This is a genomic window from Methylobacter arcticus, from assembly GCF_050917435.1.
GTDB lineage: Bacteria > Pseudomonadota > Gammaproteobacteria > Methylococcales > Methylomonadaceae > Methylobacter_A > Methylobacter_A titanis.
In genome coordinates this window covers 653,014-669,718 of sequence record NZ_CP159583.1, presented here as the reverse complement: position 1 = coordinate 669,718, position 16,705 = coordinate 653,014, and the positions used below count along the sequence as shown (strand labels likewise).

General features: G+C 47.6%; 20 protein-coding genes and 2 tRNA genes. 12 read left to right on the top strand and 10 right to left on the bottom strand.

Translation table 11 applies throughout. The features are described 5' to 3' along the window. Positions 1 to 288: 288 nt before the first annotated feature. Positions 289 to 1,173 (top strand): GGDEF domain-containing protein, encoded by an 885-nt coding sequence (locus ABXJ76_RS03280; protein WP_432744061.1) that lies wholly within the window; start codon positions 289 to 291, stop codon positions 1,171 to 1,173. A gap of 245 nt (positions 1,174 to 1,418) precedes the next feature. Here ABXJ76_RS03280 and rluB read toward each other — a convergent pair whose 3' ends face one another. From rluB to ABXJ76_RS03255, 5 genes are all read right to left on the bottom strand, one after another. Next, a complete protein-coding gene (rluB, locus tag ABXJ76_RS03275; RefSeq protein WP_432746427.1) occupies positions 1,419 to 2,204 on the bottom strand; it encodes a 23S rRNA pseudouridine(2605) synthase RluB in 786 nt (261 codons plus the stop codon). Positions 2,205 to 2,271: 67 nt separating this feature from the next. Then, positions 2,272 to 2,946: an SMC-Scp complex subunit ScpB gene (gene scpB / locus ABXJ76_RS03270; RefSeq protein WP_432744059.1), complete on the bottom strand. Its 675-nt coding sequence runs from the start codon at positions 2,944 to 2,946 to the stop codon at positions 2,272 to 2,274. 94 nt (positions 2,947 to 3,040) lie between these two features. Beyond that, positions 3,041 to 3,895, bottom strand: a complete 855-nt coding sequence (locus ABXJ76_RS03265) for a segregation and condensation protein A (protein ID WP_432744057.1) — start codon at positions 3,893 to 3,895, stop codon at positions 3,041 to 3,043. A 140-nt stretch (positions 3,896 to 4,035) separates the two neighbouring features. Continuing rightward, positions 4,036 to 4,695: a site-2 protease family protein gene (locus ABXJ76_RS03260; protein WP_432744055.1), complete on the bottom strand. Its 660-nt coding sequence runs from the start codon at positions 4,693 to 4,695 to the stop codon at positions 4,036 to 4,038. Positions 4,696 to 4,708: 13 nt separating this feature from the next. After that, complete coding sequence (locus tag ABXJ76_RS03255; protein ID WP_432744053.1) at positions 4,709 to 5,329, bottom strand: L-threonylcarbamoyladenylate synthase; 621 nt, start codon at positions 5,327 to 5,329, stop codon at positions 4,709 to 4,711. A gap of 113 nt (positions 5,330 to 5,442) precedes the next feature. Here ABXJ76_RS03255 and ABXJ76_RS03250 point away from each other — a divergent pair, with 113 nt between their 5' ends. Then, positions 5,443 to 5,673 carry a hypothetical protein gene (locus ABXJ76_RS03250; RefSeq protein WP_432744051.1) on the top strand — a complete coding sequence of 77 codons (231 nt, stop codon included), beginning with the start codon at positions 5,443 to 5,445 and terminating at the stop codon, positions 5,671 to 5,673. Positions 5,674 to 5,778: 105 nt separating this feature from the next. On the opposite strand, the gene ABXJ76_RS03245 is transcribed toward ABXJ76_RS03250, so the two are convergent. Further along, positions 5,779 to 6,651 carry a LysR family transcriptional regulator gene (locus ABXJ76_RS03245; RefSeq protein WP_432744049.1) on the bottom strand — a complete coding sequence of 291 codons (873 nt, stop codon included), beginning with the start codon at positions 6,649 to 6,651 and terminating at the stop codon, positions 5,779 to 5,781. A 116-nt stretch (positions 6,652 to 6,767) separates the two neighbouring features. On the opposite strand from ABXJ76_RS03245, the gene ABXJ76_RS03240 reads away from it, so the two are divergent. The 3 genes from ABXJ76_RS03240 (at position 6,768) to ABXJ76_RS03230 (ending at position 8,686) form a co-directional block, all read left to right on the top strand. Next, the gene (locus tag ABXJ76_RS03240) at positions 6,768 to 7,094 is read left to right on the top strand and encodes an EthD family reductase (protein ID WP_432744047.1); all 327 of its coding nucleotides are present in this window, start codon (positions 6,768 to 6,770) and stop codon (positions 7,092 to 7,094) included. Positions 7,095 to 7,203: 109 nt separating this feature from the next. Continuing rightward, positions 7,204 to 7,809 (top strand): hypothetical protein, encoded by a 606-nt coding sequence (locus ABXJ76_RS03235; RefSeq protein WP_432744044.1) that lies wholly within the window; start codon positions 7,204 to 7,206, stop codon positions 7,807 to 7,809. Further along, positions 7,802 to 8,686 carry a poly(3-hydroxybutyrate) depolymerase gene (locus ABXJ76_RS03230; protein ID WP_432744042.1) on the top strand — a complete coding sequence of 295 codons (885 nt, stop codon included), beginning with the start codon at positions 7,802 to 7,804 and terminating at the stop codon, positions 8,684 to 8,686. The genes ABXJ76_RS03235 and ABXJ76_RS03230 overlap by 8 nt, the downstream gene beginning before the upstream one ends. A gap of 373 nt (positions 8,687 to 9,059) precedes the next feature. On the opposite strand, the gene ABXJ76_RS03225 is transcribed toward ABXJ76_RS03230, so the two are convergent. The 4 genes from ABXJ76_RS03225 to ABXJ76_RS03210 form a co-directional block, all read right to left on the bottom strand. Then, positions 9,060 to 9,191 (bottom strand): hypothetical protein, encoded by a 132-nt coding sequence (locus ABXJ76_RS03225; protein WP_432744041.1) that lies wholly within the window; start codon positions 9,189 to 9,191, stop codon positions 9,060 to 9,062. A 483-nt stretch (positions 9,192 to 9,674) separates the two neighbouring features. Then, positions 9,675 to 9,750: transfer RNA gene (locus ABXJ76_RS03220), tRNA-Phe, on the bottom strand. Positions 9,751 to 9,779: 29 nt separating this feature from the next. Further along, positions 9,780 to 9,855: transfer RNA gene (locus ABXJ76_RS03215), tRNA-Phe, on the bottom strand. A gap of 61 nt (positions 9,856 to 9,916) precedes the next feature. Beyond that, positions 9,917 to 10,555 carry a DUF4126 domain-containing protein gene (locus ABXJ76_RS03210; protein ID WP_432744039.1) on the bottom strand — a complete coding sequence of 213 codons (639 nt, stop codon included), beginning with the start codon at positions 10,553 to 10,555 and terminating at the stop codon, positions 9,917 to 9,919. A 167-nt stretch (positions 10,556 to 10,722) separates the two neighbouring features. Here ABXJ76_RS03210 and hslV point away from each other — a divergent pair, with 167 nt between their 5' ends. From hslV to ubiB, 7 genes are all read left to right on the top strand, one after another. Then, entirely contained in the window at positions 10,723 to 11,271 is a 549-nt protein-coding gene (gene hslV, locus ABXJ76_RS03205; protein ID WP_432744038.1) for an ATP-dependent protease subunit HslV, read from the top strand. A 5-nt stretch (positions 11,272 to 11,276) separates the two neighbouring features. Beyond that, on the top strand, positions 11,277 to 12,596 hold the full coding sequence (hslU, locus tag ABXJ76_RS03200; RefSeq protein ID WP_432744036.1) for an ATP-dependent protease ATPase subunit HslU: 1,320 nt from the start codon (positions 11,277 to 11,279) through the stop codon (positions 12,594 to 12,596). Positions 12,597 to 12,686: 90 nt separating this feature from the next. After that, positions 12,687 to 13,061 (top strand): gamma-butyrobetaine hydroxylase-like domain-containing protein, encoded by a 375-nt coding sequence (locus ABXJ76_RS03195; RefSeq protein WP_432744034.1) that lies wholly within the window; start codon positions 12,687 to 12,689, stop codon positions 13,059 to 13,061. 99 nt (positions 13,062 to 13,160) lie between these two features. Next, positions 13,161 to 13,904, top strand: a complete 744-nt coding sequence (gene ubiE, locus ABXJ76_RS03190) for a bifunctional demethylmenaquinone methyltransferase/2-methoxy-6-polyprenyl-1,4-benzoquinol methylase UbiE (protein ID WP_432744032.1) — start codon at positions 13,161 to 13,163, stop codon at positions 13,902 to 13,904. 1 nt (position 13,905) lies between these two features. Then, on the top strand, positions 13,906 to 14,535 hold the full coding sequence (locus tag ABXJ76_RS03185) for a ubiquinone biosynthesis accessory factor UbiJ (protein ID WP_432744031.1): 630 nt from the start codon (positions 13,906 to 13,908) through the stop codon (positions 14,533 to 14,535). A 52-nt stretch (positions 14,536 to 14,587) separates the two neighbouring features. Beyond that, positions 14,588 to 14,839, top strand: a complete 252-nt coding sequence (locus tag ABXJ76_RS03180; RefSeq protein ID WP_432744030.1) for a DUF1640 domain-containing protein — start codon at positions 14,588 to 14,590, stop codon at positions 14,837 to 14,839. Positions 14,840 to 14,891: 52 nt separating this feature from the next. Next, positions 14,892 to 16,442 carry a ubiquinone biosynthesis regulatory protein kinase UbiB gene (gene ubiB / locus ABXJ76_RS03175; RefSeq protein ID WP_432744027.1) on the top strand — a complete coding sequence of 517 codons (1,551 nt, stop codon included), beginning with the start codon at positions 14,892 to 14,894 and terminating at the stop codon, positions 16,440 to 16,442. Positions 16,443 to 16,705 lie beyond the last annotated feature (263 nt).

The following is a 16,705-nucleotide window of genomic DNA, read 5'->3' as shown; positions in this document are numbered from 1 at the left end:
TACAAAACCGTTAAAAAGCAACATCCCAATCCAATTTTGATTTTACCGGATTTCGCTTCTATAGGATAAATCCGAAAACGCCATTGCCTATCTTTTCGACAATTAACGGCAACAAAAGCCCATCCACCGGCAATCTCTTGCCACCTTGTCATGTCAATCTTATAACAGCAATGAGCCAAAAATAAAATATCCTTACCATCATACTGATTATGGGCTATTTTTATGAATTGGCACATTCCTCGCTTTAGTTATTGCAAAGCAACAGTCTCAATCCACGAGGAAGCGATCATGGCCGGCAAATCAGCAAACTTAGCGGTTATCAACAATCACACTTTTGAAGCAACAAAAGCCGTTAACCTTCATAATTATGACATCAGCAGCGCTTTACAAACAACATTGAAGTTTACTGAGCTGATCGCAATTTTCTGTAGCAAAATCGCCAATAAGATTCCTCATAGCGCTTATGTTTATATTAATAAAGAATTCGATCTGGAAGTAAAAAGCGGGGTGTTTACCCGGCATTCCTGTAATTATGCACTTAAAGTTGAGCAGCAACAACTGGGTGAATTAAAACTGATGAGCAACCATAGGTTCAGCGATGCCGACCTCCAGTTACTGGAAGCGATGCTTTGCTGTTTGATTTATCCCTTGAGAAATGCAACCTTATTTCACCAAGCTTTAAAAATGGCTTATACCGATCCACTCACCCAAGCCAACAACAGATCGTCATTTAATGATTGCATAAATAGGGAAATAAGTCTTGCTACGCGCAATGCCAAAAAATTATCACTCATTTTCTTTGACATCGATCACTTTAAAGCCATCAATGATACCTACGGTCACGATTGCGGCGACATCACCTTGGCTTCTAGTGCAAAATGGATTAAAGAAAGCCTAAGAGACAGTGATATTATTTTTCGTTATGGCGGCGAAGAATTCGTCATTTTATTAAGCGACACAGACACCAACGGTGCAAGATTGCTGGCAGAACGGATTCGCGCCTCAATTGAGCGGCACACCATAGCCTACGGCATGGACACCATCAAGATCACCGCAAGCCTTGGCGTTAGCACCTTAGGTGACAACGATACTCGCGAATCTTTCGTCAAACGCGCTGATGAAGCCATGTACACCGCCAAACACAACGGCAGAAACCAGGTTTGTCTCGGCTAACTAAATCAACGGCAATGTCGGGCCGCCTCGGCAATTGCTTCTGCATCGCTCTCGGCAACCGCTCCATGCGTTGCTCTACCTCCCCCATCCTTGGGGTCGTACCTCTTGCATAACGCCATGGATGGCGTGCAGTAGAGTCATGCAGGAGCAATTACCGAGGAGCAAATATCTGTCCATGCAGTCATAAAGAGCTTATTGTTGGTGCGCAATACGCATAAGCTTTGCGGAAGGCCCGACCGCCTTTGCTAACGCTTTCCAGATTTATAGGCCTTAAATTCGGGCTTGTTGATGTACACCGGTTTTTCGCCTGGCATCCCCGCAAATTCAAACAGCAATTCCAGTTCTTTATCGGTCAACTCATAAAACGAACCGGCTTTCAAACGCTCCGGCAACACCACAGGTCCATAGCGCACCCGCATTAAGCGGCTGACGGTCACTTCCTGCGATTCCCACAAACGTCTTACCAGCCTGTTGCGACCTTCGGCAACGATAACGTTGTACCACTTATTGGCGCCTTCACCGCCGAAAAATTTAATCTCGTCAAACTTGGCTTTGCCGTCTTCCAGTTCTACACCCTGCTTGAGTTTTGCCAGGGTAGCATCAGAAACCTCACCTAAAATACGTACTGCATATTCGCGCTCGACTTGCGTAGACGGATGCATTAATCGATTAGCCAGCTCACCATTATTGGTGACCAATAATAACCCCGACGTATTGATGTCCAGACGACCAACCGCTATCCAGCGACTAATAGCCAGTTTCGGTAATTGGGCAAACACCACCGGACGACCTTGCGGATCACGACGCGTAACCACTTCACCGACAGGTTTATGATAAAGCAGCACTTGAGTAGGCTGCTCGACAAACTTTTCCCAATGCACCACTCGATCATTGATCAGCAGGTGATCCCCATCTTTCAGACGATCACCCAAGCCGACAGGCTTACCGTTAATCTTCAAGCGCCCCTCGTCTATCCAACGCTCAATTTCGCGCCTTGAACCGACACCGCCGCGCGCCAGCACTTTCTGAATGCGCTCGCCATCGGCTGATTGACTCCCGGCAAAGCCCTTTTGCGCAGGAAGGGATTGCTTCGCAGGATTATTCGGTTGTTGTGCTGATCCTTGCGATGGTTTTAGTGGCCTGCCCGATAGTTTCGGCGCCCTGCGTTGCTTTACCTCCTGCGTCCTTGCAGTCTTCGGTGGTTTCTTGCTGTTCGATTGTTTTTTGATCTTCACTCTTTGCCTGCATAGGTTGTTGCTGTGTTTCTAACAACGGATTATCTAACAAAGGATCATCTAATGATATGCCAAGCTCCTGAATCTCTTGCAATGTCGGCAACTCACTTAATGATGTAATATTAAAATAATCCAAAAATTGTTTGGTCGTACCGTATAAAGCTGGTCTGCCCGGCACCTCTTTGTGCGCCACCACTCGAATCCACTCACGTTCAAGTAACGTATGAATGATGCTTGAACTGACGCCAACCCCTCGAATATCCTCAATATCGCCGCGTGTTGCCGGTTGACGATAGGCAATAATGGCCAGCGTTTCCAATAATGCTCGGGAATATTTTGGCGGCTTTTCTTCAAACAACCGCGATACCCAGCGCGATAGCTCCTTCCTCACTTGAAAACGATAACCGCTGGCTACCTGTTTTAGTTCAACCGGCCTGAAGCGGTAATCTTCTGTGACCGCATCAATTGCCGCCTGTATTTCCTGTATGTCCGGCTGCTCAATTTCAGGGAAAACCTGTTGCACCTGTTTACAGGTCATAGGACGATTTGCAGCAAATAAAATTGCTTCAACTACACGTTTAATTTCCACGTTAATTTCAGGTTGTTCAGTGACGGAAAAGGGTGACGTAGGTTCAACTATTGGCTTTGGCTTGGGTTTCGTCGGTGCAGGTTTCGCTAAAGGCTTCGGCGGTTCTAACTCGGATTTCGGCAAAGGGTTCTGACTGGATAATATCGATGAGTCGTTCTTTGCTGAGTTCGAGTATGGCCAAAAACGAGACAACGACTCCGTGTCGACCTTCTTTTCGGCTAAATAGTTGCGAGAAAAGGAGACTATCCGCTCCGCTAAGGTTTTCCAAAATGGCTGACATGCGTTCACGGACAGATAAGGGCTCCTTGGTAATTTGATGATGACTGAGCTGCTCAACTCTTTTAAGTACATCCTGAAATGCCAGCAGCATTTCTTTTAACTGGATATCCGGCAAGTTTTGTTCGACATTTTTTAGCGCCGAAACATCGACGCTGATTTCAAATATATCGCGTTCAATTCTAGGCAACTGATCAATTTCTTCAGCCGCATTTTTAATCAGCTCATATTCCTGCAACCGGCGAATCAAGGTTGCTCGCGGATCTTCCTCGTCCGCTTCAATATCCGACTGCCTGGGCAACAGCATTCTTGACTTGATTTCCGCCAGCAGCGCGGCCATCACCAGATATTCTGCGGCCAACTCCAGATTCAATACCCCCATTATCTGAATATAGGCGATATATTGATGGGTAATCTTGGCTATCGGTATGTTAACCACATCCAGATTCTGCCTGCGTATCAAATACAGCAATAAATCCAGTGGCCCTTCAAAGGTGTCCAGCAGCACTTCCAGCGCATCGGGAGGAATATAAAGATCGTCCGGCAGCTTATTAAACGGTGCGCCGTTAACCATCGCGAGGACTGGCGATGGCTCTAAAATTTCAGCCGTATTTTGATTCATCAGGGCTACAAAATTTAAGCCGGGGCAAGTCCGGAGTACAGGCTTCGCCTGTTTGCAAGCAAAGCTTCCACTCCGCCTGTCGCAGCCTATTAACACGGCACTGTCTTAAGTCGGCAGCCAAAACCAGGGCAAAAAACAAGCTATAAACCGGCAATTGAAAAAAACACTTGCTGTGCAAAATACAAAGGATATTCCAAAATCAAATTTAAAACACGCGTGTATAACAGCACCAATAAAATAATAAAGCCGAAGCGCTCCAGGCGATTATATTGCCACGCCCAATAACGCGGCAATATACCCGTCAAAATGCGGCTGCCGTCCAACGGCGGAATAGGCAATAAATTAAGCAATGCCAACACCAGATTAATAGAAATCCCGGCAATCCCGGTATAAATCAGCGGCAAGGCAATAGCTTCTGATTGAGAATGCATCGATACGCCTAACCGGGCTATTAATGCCCAACCGACAGCCATCAACAGATTAGCAACAGGACCGGCTAAAGCGACTATCGCCATATCGCGCAGTGGATTCTTAAAATTCCGCGCGTCGACAGGCACCGGTTTTGCCCAGCCGAAAATAAAACCGGTACCAGAGAGCAATAACAAGCCGGGGATAATAAGGGTTCCGAACAAATCGATATGCTTAATCGGATTTAAGGTTAACCGACCCAACATCGCGGCGGTGTTATCGCCGTATTTTTTGGCTACCCAGCCATGCGCCACTTCATGCACAGTAATTGCAAAAATCACCGGCAATATCCAAACCACTATACGTTGCAGCAGCGTCAATTCATCCATCATAGTGACATCCTCATCAATCCAACATCGGAGCCAGACCCTTGCCCTGCCTGATAATCTCAGTGCCATTATCGGAAAATTCGATAATAGTCGTTTGTTCAAACTCGATAATACCGCCGTCAATCACCAAATCCAGTTCGCGTTCGAGCTTATCCCTGATCTCATAAGGATCGGTCAAGGCCTCGTTCTCGCCCGGCAATATCAACGTAGAACTAAACAAGGGCTCACCCAATTCCTGAACCAGCAATTGGGTAATAGGGTGATCGGGGATACGAATACCGATGGTTTTTTTCTTCGGGTGTTGCATCCGACGAGGCACTTCACGGGTAGCTTCCAAAATAAAGGTAAAAGCTCCTGGCGTTAATGCCTTAATCAAGCGGTAAGCATCATTACTGATTTTGGTAAACATAGACACTTGGGCCAGATCTTTGCACACCAGCGTAAAATCGTGTTTATCGTCCAACTGCCTGATACGACGGATTTTATCCATCGCCTGCTTATCGCCTATCAGACAGGCAATCGCATAAGAGGAATCGGTCGGGTAAACGATAACACCACCCTTGCGAAGTATTTCCACGGCGCGATGTATCAAGCGCAACTGTGGACTTTCCGGGTGTATTTCAAAAAATTGGGCCATTTATTAAGTGTTGAGCTGTGGGATTTGTGGCAATTATACCGTACATCCACCTAAGCTTGCAGTTGAAAAGATCAGGACAGCCTGATCGCTTTAGCCCATTTAAACCTCAGAGCTTGGCAGAATACCAAAAAGACATAGCTTCGGGACGCAAAGCCATGGAGATGCAGGGCTTTGATTTGCCGACACATGATGTAAAAGAGGTGCTGGATGTCGAACTTGCAGAAGCCGGAATAAATCTGCGTGGACGGAATGCTGGACACACCGCAAACGACTCCAGTGCTGCACAAAGCGGCGATGAAAGCACTGATGAACATGCAGCCAACCTGCTATATGGCCGATACTGAACTTTATAACCTGATAGCCGTAAAGATGGCGAATATTTCGCTGAAATACGGCACGTCGCTGAATCGGCCAAGGCCTACTGGAAATTTTTCGATACTGATTGACAATTATGTACTGCTCAAATGGGCTATCAATGCCTGCAATTCAGACTTTGTTGACGCCTGATGCGTATGAATCGCATAAACCTGACGGCTGATTTCAGGCTCGTACAGATAGCGATAACTGATGTCGGCTGCCTGTTTGGACAGGGTATATTCAGGCATTAATGCTACACCGATACCGGCCTTAACCATCTGCAAAATCCATTCTTCGCTGTTACTGCGGTAAGCAGCATAAAGATTGATTTCCTGTTTTTGACAAATGCATTTCAGATCCTCTCTTAATTCACAGTTTAGCCGGTCTAAATAAGGCTCTGACTGTATCGCTTTCAAATCGACTTTTTGCAATTGATTAAAACGATGGCTAGTACTGAATGCGACCACATAGCGTTCTTCGTAAAGCAAGGTCGATTGATACGGTGGTGCTGGTGCGTGTGCCGGGGCGCTGATCACCAAATCCAGTAATCCAGAATCCAGTTGCTTCAATAACTCCGCTTCGCTATCAACGATTAATTCCAATTCGATATTCGGGTATTCTTGCTGATACCAGGCAAGACAAGGGCTTAGGCGTTGCGCACCTATCGTGGTCATCAGGCCCATGCGCAAGGGAATGGTGTTTAACCGGGTAAAACGAATTGCTTCGGCTTTGGTTGCCTGTAAGTCTTTATAAATCTTGCGCAGATTAATTTCAACCATACGACCTAACGGCGTTAACTGACAGCCGGAGCGAGTCCGCGTAAACAATGCCCCGCCCATTTCCTCTTCCAGTTTTTTTATCGCCTGTGTCAAAGACGGTTGCGAGACATAAGTGAGTTGCGCCGCGTGCGTGATGGTGCCCTGATCGCAGACTGCCAAAAAATAGCGGATTTGCTGCATTTCCATGAGAGCTACCCCTGATATAGAAAAAACCTATTGTTCCATAGAAAGTCAGTATTATCCAAATGCTTAACTTTCACTATACGATTACCTGTCTTTTAGAAAATCCATATGAGAAAGCTATGAAAGCAGCAAAACTGATTGTAATGTATCCAACGCCTGCCGATGTCGAAATATTTGAACAACGCTATGCGCAGGAGCATGTACCGATGGCGGTAGAAAAACTGGCCGGAAAAACCCGCTTTGTCGCATCGCTGATCACGAGCAGCGTAGGTCAGGAACAAGCGCCGTTCCATCGCATTGCCGAAGTTTATTTTCCGTCTATGCAGGATTTGGAGGCTTGTTTAAATTCTCCCGGAGGACAGGAAACCGCTCAACATGCCGTTGATATTTCGACCGGTGGTGCGCCGTTATTTTTAATCGCAGAAGTTGAAAGTTTTGATTTTTAATACGCCGTCAAATCCGGATATTAATACCTTATCCTGCATGCTGGAAAAATTCCCGTACCGGAGGGTGCGTTGATAACTCTGCTTTCAAAGTTAAAGAGAGGTTTTGAACATGAAAAAAAACATGCTGTTGCCCGCATTAATTAATACGATAGCCTGCGGTTGTCGTGCTTTAGGTTTATTCGGGTTATTGACCGTCGCTTTGCCGTCAGCCGTCTATGCGCATCGCGGGGCAAGCAATGAAGTCGATGCCTGCAATATCCTGGTGGGGCATGAGCGGGTACACTTTACCGCTTATACGCCGGCATTGAGCAATGACAAAGAGTATTGCCAGACGATTCCGCACCTGGGTTCCACCAATCTCGTATTCGATTATGAAGGCAAAAGCCTGCGTAATTTAACCGTCGAATTTGAAGTCACCAAAGAACCGGAAGGTACACGGGTTTTCTATCTGGAACCGACGAAAGTAAAATCGGGCACCGTGAATGGCGTGGTTGATTTCAGTAAATTCGGTGCAGGTAATTATCTGGCCCATGTCGCGATAGTGCATAAAGACAAAAGCATCGATAGCCATATTCCGCTTTCGATCGGTCTTGGACCAGAAGCTTCAGACAATTTGCCGATAAAATCTCTATTCGTCGTGTCGCTTATCGCAGCAGTTGTTTACTTAATGAAACGCGCCGCCGGCAAACAGTCAGCGAGGCCATCCGATGTTTGAAGACTATCTGGATAAACTAAAAACGGCTACGCCTTTCTGGAGCACCGTTTTTAAATTACTGTTCCTGCTGCCTATTTTGATAATGCTGATAGTTTTTTTTAGCGAAGATAATGACGAGCACGCTCAAATAGGCAGCGCGTCTTATGGCGCACAAAGCGCTAGTCAGCAATGCGCTGTCGGTATGCGCAGCGGGGAATCGGGTGCCCTCAATGGCGAATCAACGCTTGAAGGCATTAAATACAATGTACGCACGCCGTTGAATTATGATCCCACTGTCGCCCATCCGTTGCTGATGGTCTACTCACCGGCAGGATCAAACCGGGCAAAAACCGAGAAAACCACGGCCCTCACGCTGAAAGCGACGACCGCCGGATTTATAATCGCTTATGCAGATCATCCTGATTTATCGCCTACTTCTACCATCGAATTGGGGACTATTCCCGGCTTGATGGCTAAGCAATGGTGTATTGATGAAAAACGCGTTTTTGTTACCGGGCATTCCGACGGTGGCACTGCTGCAATGGCCTTGGCGTTTATGTCAGGCACCAAACAGATTCCCAAAGCAATTGCACCCAGCGCCGCAGGAATCGATTACCAGGATTTACGTGATCACAAATGTCCGGAGCCGATTCCCGTGATGATCATGCACAGCGCGAATGATCATTTATTCCCGAAGTACGGTCAGCAGACTTCCGGCTGGTGGGCGGCGTGCAATCAATGCGAGCCTATACCTGAAAAGATTGGCAATGGCTGTATGGCATATTCCGGTTGCGCTAAAGGTGTAAAAACCTGGTATTGCGAAGGCGATAAACTCCATGCGCAGTGGCCCGGCATTAATGATACCTTGCTGGAATTTTTGGTTTCAGTGGGTCGTTAAGCGTCACGATCTCAGTGTCTGGATGAAGTTTTGACGATTATGGCGCTACCGACATGACGGCTTAATGCTTTTACCTCTAACCAGGACACAAGATTAAAAACCTTCAGGCATAAAAAAACCGACTCAATGGTCGGCTTTTTTTAAGGATATTCATGGTGCCCAGGGGCGAAATCGAACCGTCGACACAAGGATTTTCAGTCCGGCGACCAAGCAAAGTTTGTTAAAAAACTATCAGATAATAGTTAAAAAATAGTAAAAAATGTAAAAGTACAAAGTTAAACAATCCCATTCCCTAACGTAAATAGGGAATGGGATTGTTTTATTAATGCCATACTCAGTTGATCATGCAATAAGATCTATTTTTCCGTTGTTGTTAATACCGCCCCATATTCTCAACCCTAAACACCTGATCCGGTTCTATTTTTCGAGTAGATTCGATATAACGCATCATCCAGAACCGGTCATCCTCTTGCTGCATTAACAGCGGGACGACGAGTATTTTCATCGGTTAAGGATTTCTTCCAAGTTGTTGCTCTAATAATACAGAGTGAAGTGCATCAATCGCGGAAGGCGTATTCGAATGTTTGTGAGGACAAAACTTCCCTAAAATTTCCCGATCGCATTCAGCTACCCGAGTCTGATAGCATAAAACACAGCGATTTAACCGACGCTGATAACGGCAATAAGCACGCATTACGAGGTGGTCAAGACGATCAAACTGTTCTATGCCTCGCGTGTGTTGCTCAACCTGTAATGCAGCATAAAGACGTCTCGCTTGGTTTATTAAGATGTCATTATCCATTTAGGGCGTTTCACAGATTTCTTACGTCTAGGCAGCCTACCACAACTAACCATGCCTGTTTATTACAGCTCTATGACATGATGTACATCAATTAACCTTACGTACAGGAAATAACCCGGACACTGAACTAAAAACCTTCGGGCATAAAAAAGCCGACCCATGGGTCGGCTTTTTTAAAAATATTCATGGTGCCCAGGGGCGGAATCGAACCGTCGACACGAGGATTTTCAGTCCTCTGCTCTACCGACTGAGCTACCTGGGCATTTTTGAGGTGTTGCGTTTTTTTTGCAGTGGTGCCCAGGGGCGGAATCGAACCGTCGACACGAGGATTTTCAGTCCTCTGCTCTACCGACTGAGCTACCTGGGCGGAACTACAAAAGAGCGCCATTAGACTCGATTATCTGCCGCCAGTCAATACCTAATGTTTTTTATTGAGGCGGACTTTGATCTGTCGCCGGATTATCTGCTCTGAATAAGTTAAGAATAAAACCGAATACCCGTTTCACGCCTACCCATATTTTCGGCAGCAGCCAGGTCATCAACACGATAAATCCCGCCAACGCGATTAAAAACAGCACCGGATGATTAATGCACGCCCAGACGCCGGTGATTACCGCGACATCCTCGCTGATCGATGCCACCCAATTACTAAAGGGTTCCGGCGAGGCGTTAATCATCACCCGGCTCCCTGCCTTAGTCGCGTGCGACCCTGCCGCCAGGCTACCGCCCATGATGGCTGCGGCCAATTCAACCGCGGGATTCAAATCGCCAATCGCTCCGGCCGCCAGCATCGCTCCTGCCGGAATGCGGATAAAGGTGTGGATGGCATCCCAACCGGTATCTATGCCCGGCGTTTTATCGGCAAAAAACTCGACACAATACATCAGTCCCGCCGCACCCATGACCATCGGGTTAGCGACTATTTGCAAATCCGGCGGCAGATCGATATTGCCGGTATTGGCAAGATAACCCAGCGTGAACAGTGTCGCGTACAGGTTTATGCCGCTAGCCCACGCCAGTCCCATTGATAATGCCAGGGTTGTTGTTATTTGGTCCAGTGCGTCCATTTAGAATGCCTCTCTTTTCACTATTTTGCCCAGCGTAGCATATTTTTCTGAACCTGAACTAAATCGAACTCGCTACATTAATAATGTCCCTACCCTCATTTTTTCGCACATTTAAATTCATACCATGTAAAATTAGCACCCTATATTGGTAATTTTAGGGTGCTGAAGTGAGTTTTAGAGGAACAACAATACTTTCTGTTCGCCGGGGCGACAAAGTTGTGATCGGCGGCGATGGACAGGTCACATTGGGCAATACGGTGATGAAAGGCAATGCCCGCAAGGTGCGCCGTTTATATCACGATAAAGTTATCGCCGGTTTTGCCGGAGCAACGGCGGACGCATTCACTTTATTTGAGCATTTTGAAGGCAAGCTGGAAAAACACCGGGGCAACTTAACCCGTGCTGCCGTAGAAATGGCTAAAGACTGGCGTACCGACCGCGCTTTGCGCAAACTGGAAGCGTTGCTGACCATTGCCGATTCAAGAACCTCGTTGATTATTTCAGGTACCGGCGATGTGATCGAACCTGAATTCGATTTAATGGCGATAGGCTCCGGCGGGGCTTTTGCCCAAGCTGCTGCCCGTGCATTGCTGGAAAACACCAACCTTAGCGCCCGCGAAATTGTCGAAAGGTCCTTGAATATAGCCGCTGACATTTGCATTTATACCAACCACAACTTGCGTATAGAAGAACTCGACGCTGAACCTAACGAGTAAACACCATGACTCAATTGACTCCAAAAGAAATTGTAAGCGAACTGGACAAGCATATTGTTGGTCAAGCCAATGCCAAGCGTTCCGTCGCGATCGCACTACGCGACCGCTGGCGCCGTCAACAGGTTGACCCTGCTCTGCGTGAAGAAATCACCCCTAAAAATATTTTAATGATCGGCCCTACCGGCGTCGGCAAGACCGAAATCGCCCGTCGCTTGGCACGTCTGGCCAATGCGCCTTTCATTAAAATTGAAGCCACCAAATTTACCGAAGTCGGCTACGTCGGCCGTGATGTCGACTCCATTATCCGTGATTTAGTCGATACCGCCGTCAAACTGACCCGCACGACGGAGATGGATAAGGTTGAAAACAAGGCGTTCGATGCCGCCGAAGACCGGATTCTGGATATTCTGTTGCCCCGAGCGAATGGCGGCATGCTGTCCGACACCGAAGAAGCGACCCGTCAAAAAATGCGCAAGAAGTTACGAGAGGGCGACTTGGATGACAAGGAAATTGAAATTGATGTGCATCTGGCACCGGTGGGCGTTGAAATCATGGCACCTCCCGGCATGGAAGAAATGACCAACCAGTTACAAGGCATGTTTCAAAATTTAGGCTCGGGCAAAACCCGCTCCCGCAAAATGAAAATCAACAAAGCCCTGAAAGTCCTACAGGATGAAGAAGCCGCCAAACTGGTCAATGAAGATGACATCCGCTTGCGCGCGGTAGAATCTGTCGAGCAGAACGGCATCGTGTTTCTGGACGAAATCGACAAGATCTGCAAGCGTTCCGAGCTGGGCGGCGGCGAAGTCTCCCGCGAGGGCGTGCAGCGCGATTTGTTACCGTTGGTTGAAGGCACTACCGTCAGCACCAAATACGGCGCGATTAAAACCGACCATATTTTGTTTATCGCATCGGGCGCATTCCATTTGTCCAAACCATCGGACTTAATCCCCGAACTGCAAGGCCGATTCCCTATCCGCGTTGAACTGGACGCACTTTCGGCCGATGACTTTGTGCGTATTCTGACCGAACCTGATGCGTCATTAACCGAGCAATATATTGCGTTATTGGCCACCGAAGGCGTATCGCTGTCGTTTTCTACTGACGGCATCAAGCGCATTGCAGAATTTGGTTGGCAGGTGAATGAAACTACCGAAAATATCGGCGCCAGAAGATTGCACACTGTTCTGGAGCGGTTACTCGAAGACATCTCCTTTAACGCCCCTGATCTTAGTGGAAAAGACATCCTTATCGATGCGGCTTATGTTAATGACCATTTGGCCGAGTTTGTAGAAGATGAGGATTTGAGTCGTTATATTTTGTAGCTGCACGGCGCAAGGTTAAAGACAAAAAAATCTGCCTCTCTACCTTGCGCCCTCAGCTTTTCGTCCTTAGCCTTTCGCTTTATATTGTTTATGCGTCTAACTGCAAAACCTACCAACAGCCACCCAACTGAAATCAAGCTGCATCAAGTTTCCAACATAATTGAAATCAGTTTTGATGACGGCAGTGTATTTAAGTTGCCCTGTGAATATTTGCGCGTATGCACCCCTTCGGCAGAAGCCGTAGGTCACGCACCTGGACAGGAAGTCCTACAAGTCGGCAAGGAAGATGTCGCCATTAAGGAAATTAAACCGATAGGCAATTATGCGATAGCTCCGGTATTTAGCGACGGCCATAACAGCGGCATTTATACCTGGGATTTTCTGTATAAATTGGGTGCCGAATATCAAACTTTATGGGCTAATTATCTGCATAAACTGGATGCTGCCGGACATAAACGCAAATAACCGCTACAAAACTAACTTTATTATTACTACGCAACGCTGCAGCGCTGCAAGATGCATTCCCACGCAGAGCGTGGGAATGGCCACTTACAGGTACAACCAATGACTAACACCACTCATTTCGGCTTTAAACAAGTCGCCACAGAAGACAAAGTCAATCTGGTGCGCGGCGTATTCGATTCCGTTGCCGGACAATACGACATCATGAATGATCTGATGTCGCTGGGTATCCACCGCATCTGGAAACGCGTTGCCGTGCAGCTGAGCAATGTGCGCAAAGGCGAGCAAGTGCTTGATCTGGCCGGCGGCACCGGTGATTTAACCACGCTGTTCGAAAAACGCGTCGGCCCGGAAGGCCAAATAGTGTTGGCCGATATTAATTCGGAAATGCTGCGCACCGGGCGAGATCGTCTGATCGACAGAGGCTTAGTCGGCAATATCCGTTATGCGCAAGTCAACGCCGAATGCCTGCCTTTTGAAGACAATACTTTCGATTGCGTCTGCATTGCCTTCGGCTTGCGTAACGTCACCGATAAAGATGCCGCGCTACGCTCCATGTACCGCGTCCTTAAGCCCGGCGGCCGCGTTATCGTGCTGGAATTTTCGCATCCGGTCGATAAAATCACCGAAAAAGTCTACGATTTTTATTCGTTCAAGCTGCTGCCCAAGATCGGCAAATTTGTCGCCAAAGATGAAGACAGTTACCGTTATCTTGCCGAATCGATACGCATGCACCCCAAGCAGGATGAACTGAAAAAAATGATGGAAAACGCAGGCCTTGAACGTTGCGAATACTTCAACATGTCACAAGGTATCGTCGCCGTTCACAGAGGTTATAAAATCTAGTATGCTCATCAAACCCTTGCTGATTGGCGCGCTGGAAGCGACGCTGAATCAATATCTTGCCTTGGATCAGGACAGCGGCTATTTTTTAACGCCACTGGCCGGTAAAGTCATCGCCGTTACGATTCAACCGTTTGATGAAACTATTTACCTATGCCCAACTACCGATTCCATTCAATGCCTGGATCAGTTCCCTGAGCCAGCGGACACCCGTTTGACCGGTTCGATTTGGGCACTGGGTTTGATGGGACTTAGCTCTACGCCGATGCGTTCTGTTTTTTCAGGCGAGGTGAAAATCGAAGGCGATATGCAAACCGGCCGCAAATTCCAGGAGTTGTTCGCCAAACTGGACATCGATCTGGAAGAAAAACTGTCGCGATTCACCGGCGATATTATCGCGCACAACGTGGCTAATTTTTTCCGTGCAGGTCAAAATTGGAGCAAAGAGTCGCTTGAAACCTTTCAACTGAATGCCGCAGAATTTTTGCAGGAAGAAACCCGCGATTTGCCGTCAGCGCCTGAGGTGGATATTTATTTTGCCCAGGTTGATGAATTACGTAGCGACTTTGACCGATTGCAAAGCAAGATTGAGCGGCTGGAAAATATTTTAGGCGCAAGACTAAAAAAGCTTTAGCCTGTCGGCTTTGTTATACTGTTGACACCTTAAAAATTTACCGGGCAGAGTTATGGCAACAATCACTTTTGATACATTAAAATTTGTTGAAAAACTCAAAGCGGGCGGCATTCCTGATGAACAAGCCAAGGCCATATCCGAGGCATTTCGTGATGCTTCCGGGGAAGCTGATCTGGTTTCAAAAAAAGATTTGCAAATTGAACTTGCCCCTATACGAGCGGATATTAATTTAATTAAATGGATGCTGGGTATCTTATTGGGCGGCGTATTAACGTTAATCCTTAAAGCATTTTTCCCACTATAGTCCAATAGGGCAGACACCCAAAGTCACACCAACTCTACAACAAAGGTAACTCGTGATCCGCCCTAAATTATTATTGCGCCTGATCCATATCAACTGGGTTCTGGTCTTTCACGGCCTGGACGAAATCGTTTTAAAAACGCATTTATTCCGACCCATTCGTTATTTAGCGGTTTTCTCTCCCAATTACTGGCTCAAACGCCAACAGGAACCGCGTGGCGTCAGAATCCGGCGCGCACTGGAAGATTTGGGGCCTATTTATGTCAAATTCGGCCAAGCCTTGTCTACGCGCAAAGATTTGCTGCCCGATGACATCGCCGACGAACTGGTCAAACTACAAGACAGAGTCCCGCCCTTTGCCAATGAAATTGCCCGCAGTATTATTGAAAAAGAGCTCGGCATGTCAATCAGCGAGGCGTTCGCCGAATTCGATGCCGAACCGCTGGCCTCGGCATCCGTCGCACAGGTTCATACCGCCGTTCTGCACAGCGGCGAAAGTGTCGTCGTTAAAGTGCTGCGTCCCGACATAGAAAGCCGTATACGCTCGGACATAGGACTGCTTTATGAACTGGCGCGTTTTGCCGAACGCTTCTGGGCCGACGCAAGACGGTTACGCCCTGTTGATGTCGTTGCCGAATTCGAAAGAACCACGCTCGATGAACTCGATCTGGTCAGGGAAGCCGCCAATGCCGCCAAATTGCGCCGCAACTTCGAAAACTCCGACATCATCTACATCCCGGAAATCCACTGGCCGTTAACGCGCCAGAAAGTGATGGTTATGGAACGGATTCACGGCATACCGGTAGGCAATATCGATGAGCTTAGGGCGGGCGGCGCCGATTTCAAACTGCTTGCCGAACGCGGCGTGGAAATCTTTTTTACCCAGGTATTCAGGGATAACTTTTTTCATGCCGACATGCATCCAGGCAATATTTTCGTCGATTTGCCGGCCAAATATATCGCTGTCGATTTCGGCATCGTCGGCACCTTGTCATTGTCGGATCAGCACTATCTGGCGGAAAATTTTCTGGCTTTTTTCAATCGCGACTATCGCAAAGTAGCCGAAATGCATGTTGAATCCGGCTGGGTTTCCGGGTCAACCCGAATTGAAGAGTTTGAATCGGCGATACGCAGCGTTTGCGAGCCGATCTTTGAAAAACCGCTGAAAGACATTTCTTTCGGCCAATTGCTGCTGCGCTTATTCCAGACTGCGCGGCGTTTTGATATGCACGTTCAGCCGCAACTGGTGTTGCTGCAAAAAACCCTGCTCAACATTGAAGGATTGGGGCGACAGCTTTATCCCGATCTGGACTTGTGGCAAACCGCCAAACCTTTTCTTGAAAAGTGGTTTCATGAACGCGTCGGCCCCAAAGCCAAAATAGACAAGCTCATCAAACAGTTTCCCGACTTTGCCGAGCAATTCCCTGAAATTCCCTCGTTGATTTATAAAGCGCTGGACAATGCCGCTCACGCAAAGCAACATGCAGAAACGCAAAACAGGGAATTGATGCTGTTACGCCAACAAATGGACAACAATCACCGCAAAACGGTCTGGGCGATGCTGGTCAGTGCGGCGGCCATCAGTGCGGCGCTGTTGTTTCAATAGTTTAATTTTGTAGGCCGGAATAAGCCGGTTCGAGCGGGAGCGAGAATCGGCGTTACCTACATGGATGTAGGTAAGGGGCGTAAGCACGACTGTCATGGATGCAGGAGGTAGAGCCATGCAGGAGCAATTGCCGAGGAGCGAAAGCTTCTCCGGCAATCACCATCCGGTAAGCCGGAAACGCCACCTCACGCTACGCGCTTGGATGGTCTTATTCCGGCCTACGCCTATCGTGGTAAATAATCCCTACGTTTTTTCATATAAAG